This window comes from Streptomyces alkaliphilus (genome assembly GCF_014141535.1).
In the GTDB taxonomy this organism is placed as follows: Bacteria; Actinomycetota; Actinomycetes; order Streptomycetales; family Streptomycetaceae; genus Streptomyces; species Streptomyces alkaliphilus.
This window is the reverse complement of the sequence record NZ_VKHT01000521.1, coordinates 1-3,639: the sequence shown is the minus strand read 5'-3', so window position 1 is coordinate 3,639 and position 3,639 is coordinate 1. Positions and strand designations below refer to the sequence as shown.

Sequence of the window (3,639 nt, the reverse complement as noted above, 5' to 3'; positions counted from 1 at the left end):
CGAGGGGCCCGGGCGGAGGGACCGGGGCGTGCCGCGCCGGGCGCACGGGGAAGAACACGCGCCGGGGGCGCGGTCCCGCCGTGCCGACGACACCCCCGCGCCCCGACGCGCTCCCTCGCACGTCCCGGAGCACCCCGCGGACCCGCTCGCCCGGGACGGGGCGCGGAACCACCGGGCACCCGTCCCTCCCGGTCCGGGAGGGACGGAAAGGCGAAGCCTCAGCCGAAGACGATCATCGACCCCTGCGCGAGGCTGCGGGTGGCGGCGGCGTGCAGCCCCAGCCACACGTGCCGCTCCCCCGCGAACGGCCCCGACCCGTGCACCGGCGTCTCCGCCGGTTCGTCCAGCGAGGTCGGTCTCACGGGTGCCGGCGGGGCCGCCGGCGGGTTGGTCGGGTCGATCCCGATGGCCGGGGCCACGGCCTCCAACTCCCGCAGCAGCCCCTGCGAGGAGCCCAGCGGTCCCCCGCCGGCCAACAGCGCGTCGGTGACCAGGGGGTGCGGGAAGTCGACCGGGACGTACGCCCCCGCGTGGTCGAAGTGCCAGACGAGGTGCGAGCGTTGCGCGGCCTCCTCGAACATCTCCAGCAGTTGCTGGTAGTCGCCGTCCATCCGCTCCGCCGGTTCGACCGGCAGCCCGCTGATCGACAACAGGTAGGCGCGGCGCAGCAGGTGCAGCGCGGCGTAATCGAAGCCCGCCACCGGGGCCACGTCGCCGGTCATGCCCGGCATGTAGGCGTAGATCGGCACGGTGGGCAGGCCCGCGTCGGTCAGGGCCCGGTCGAAGTCGGCGAGTTCGTCGGCGAAGGGGTTGTCGGGGCTGTGGCACAGCACATCGACGAGGGGGACCAGCCACAGGTCACAGGCCACGTAACGGCTCTCTCTCGCGGGGATCTTCGGACGGGGAAACGAACGGGCGCGGACCGGGACGGGGCCGCGCACCGGGGCGGGGCAAGCGTAGGCCCCGTGCCCCCTCCGGCGCGCGCCGGACCGGCGGACCCGGACCCGGGATCGCCGGCCTCCCCGGGCTTCACGAGATCGCTTCCCGGATTCGGGCCCCTCAGCCCTCCGGCACCGCATCCGATGCGGCGGAACCCGATCCGGCTTCCCCGTCGGGGTCCCCACCGAGCCTGGCGAGGGCGAGGAAACTGTGGTGGAGCACCCCCAACTGCTCCTCGATCAGGGCGACGTCCCGCCGCTCGACCGCCTCGGTCAGCTCGGGGTGCCCGGACCACAGCCGACCGCGCAGGCCGTTGACCCCTCGCAGTCGGGGCACCACGAAGGCCCAGCACCGCACCCGCAGCCGGTCCAGGAACTCGGCCAGGTAGGGGTTGCCGAGCAACGCGGTCAGCTCGCGCCAGAAACGCAGGTCGTAGGCGACCAGGATGTCCAGGTCGCCGGCGAGGGCGGCGTCCCGTGCGGCGGCGGCGCGGCGCCGCACGGAGGTCATCGCCCCCGGCGAGCGCACCGCCGGGTCGGGTTCGGGGTGCGAGCGGACGATCGGCGAGCGGGTCGCCCGCACCACTCCCTCCCCGACCAGGGCCCGGGCCTCGAGCATGCGGGCGAAGTCGTCGAAGGAGTAGGCGTGCACCCGGAAGCCGCGGTGTTGTCGGGTCTCCAGCAATCCCTGGGCGGTGAGGTCCACCAGTGCCTCGCGCACCGGAGTGGCCGAGACGCCGTACTGCTCGGCGATCTCCCGCACGGTGAACTCCCTGCCGGGAGCGAGGCGCCCGGCGAGGATTTCGTCGCGCAGGGCCTCGGCGAGCTGTTCCCGCAGGGTGCTCCGTCGAATCACGCCGCCCAACCCTACCCCCCACCCCTCAATTGACAACACACTGCCAATAAGACAACGTATTGTCATTCAGGTCGAAGCCCCGGGAGGAGCACGCCCCGGGGAGAGCGCGCACGGCGGGGAGGCCCGATGGCGGAGGCGACCGGGGACGCCGGTACCACAGGGGGGGCCGCGCCGACCGCCCCCGAGCTGCTCGACGCCTGCGCCCTGGGCGTCCTGCGGCTCAACGGCCGGTTCCTCGCCCTCTCGGAGGAACTGGCCCGCCCGGCCGGCCTGACCGCCGCCCGCCGGCAGGTGCTCGCCGCCGTCCTCCGCGCTCCGCTACCGGTGGCCGGCATCGCCCGGGGCATGGGCGTCAGCCGGCAGGGCGTGCAGCGCCTGGCCGACGCCCTGGTCGCCGACGGCCTGGCCGATTGGGAGCCGAACCCCGCCCACCTCCGGGCCAAGCTGCTGACCGCCACCCCGGCGGGCCGCGAGGCGATGCGGCGCATCTCCCCCGACCACGCGGCGTTCGCCGAACGCCTGTGCGCGGCGCTGGGCGGCCCGGGACGCCTCACCGAGGTGGTCGGGGCCCTGGAGGAACTCGCGCGGGCGGTGGAGGCCGCCGGTGGAACCGCCGCAGTCCCGGAAAGCCCACCGGGGACCCGCTGAACCGCCCCGGCCCCGGGGGCGCCCCGCGTCGACGGGGACCGGCCGGTCGGAAGCCGGCATCCGGGCAGCCGTACCGGCCCCGGGGCCCGGGGCCTATCCTCCTGTGTGCGCCGGGAAACGGCCCGGCGTGGCCGGGGAACGCGACCGACCGCAACCGCGCGGCCGGCCGCGTCGTCCCACTCAGCGGATACCGGACCACAACCGAAGCCGCCGGGGGCGCCCGGCACCGCACCGCCCGGGGGAGATCGCCGCGCATGGAGCCACTGACGCCCGACGATCCCCGCGCCATCGGCGACTACCGCCTGATCGCCCGTCTCGGCGAGGGCGGCATGGGCAACGTCTACCTGGCCCGCTCGCCGCGCGGCCGGACGGTGGCGGTCAAGACCATCCGCTCGGTCCTCGCCGGGGAGCCCGACTTCCGCCGGCGGTTCGCGCAGGAGATCACCGCCGCCCGCCGCGTGGGCGACACCTGGACCGCGCCGGTGCTGGACGCCGACCCCGAGGCGGACGTGCCCTGGGTGGCCACCGGCTACATCGCCGGCCCCTCCCTGCACGACGTGGTGACCGGGGGTCACGGACCGCTGCCCGAGCGGTCCGTGCTGATCCTCGCGCACGGTCTGACCCGGGCGCTGGGTGCCATCCACGGCGCCGGCCTGGTCCACCGCGACCTCAAGCCGTCGAACATCCTGCTGACCATCGACGGCCCCCGGGTCATCGACTTCGGCATCGCCCGGGTGCTGGAGAGCACCGCTCCGGGGGTGACCCGCACCGGCTCCACCGTCGGCTCGCCCGGCTTCATGTCCCCCGAACAGGTGCGCGGCGAGACCCTCACGCCGGCCTCCGACGTCTTCTGCCTCGGCTCGGTCCTCGCCTACGCCGCCACCGGCCGCACCCCCTTCGGCAGCACCGACAGCGGGCTGCACGTGCTGCTGTTCCGGGTGGCGGAGGAGGAGCCGGACCTCGACGACCTGCCCGGGGAACTGCGGGGGCTGGTGGCGGACTGTCTCGCCAAGGACCCCGCCGCGCGACCGGGCACCGAGGCCCTGGCCGAGCGCCTCGCCCCGGTCGCCGAGGCATCCCCCGAGCCGTGGCTGCCCGGCGCGCTGATCGCCCAGCTGGGTCGGCACGCCGTGGAGCTGCTCAACTCGGAGGACCCGATGACCGGGTTCGCGCCGGTCGCGGGACACACCCCCGCGT

4 protein-coding genes are annotated in these 3,639 nt (G+C 75.5%); 2 read left to right on the top strand and 2 right to left on the bottom strand.

All coding sequences use genetic code 11. The features are described from left to right. Positions 1 to 218: 218 nt before the first annotated feature. Together FNQ90_RS16000 and FNQ90_RS15995 are read right to left on the bottom strand one after the other, a co-directional pair. Positions 219 to 869, bottom strand: a complete 651-nt coding sequence (locus FNQ90_RS16000) for a hypothetical protein (RefSeq protein ID WP_182607008.1) — start codon at positions 867 to 869, stop codon at positions 219 to 221. 190 nt (positions 870 to 1,059) lie between these two features. Next, positions 1,060 to 1,860, bottom strand: coding sequence for a GntR family transcriptional regulator (locus FNQ90_RS15995; RefSeq protein WP_182607007.1), 801 nt, complete (start codon positions 1,858 to 1,860; stop codon positions 1,060 to 1,062). Positions 1,861 to 1,920: 60 nt separating this feature from the next. Here FNQ90_RS15995 and FNQ90_RS15990 point away from each other — a divergent pair, with 60 nt between their 5' ends. Both FNQ90_RS15990 and FNQ90_RS15985 read left to right on the top strand, forming a co-directional pair. After that, positions 1,921 to 2,442 carry a MarR family winged helix-turn-helix transcriptional regulator gene (locus tag FNQ90_RS15990; RefSeq protein WP_182607006.1) on the top strand — a complete coding sequence of 174 codons (522 nt, stop codon included), beginning with the start codon at positions 1,921 to 1,923 and terminating at the stop codon, positions 2,440 to 2,442. Between the two features lie 254 nt (positions 2,443 to 2,696). Next, the coding region (locus FNQ90_RS15985; protein ID WP_182607005.1) for a serine/threonine-protein kinase at positions 2,697 to 3,639 on the top strand (943 nt) is incomplete at its 3' end.

What these genes read in the sequence shown, in the direction of transcription:
- FNQ90_RS15995 (WP_182607007.1), bottom strand. Translation starts at nt 1,860, where the DNA reads ATGACAATACGTTGTCTTATTGGCAGTGTGTTGTCAATTGAGGGGTGG.
- FNQ90_RS15990 (WP_182607006.1), top strand. Translation starts at nt 1,921, where the DNA reads ATGGCGGAGGCGACCGGGGACGCCGGTACCACAGGGGGGGCCGCGCCG.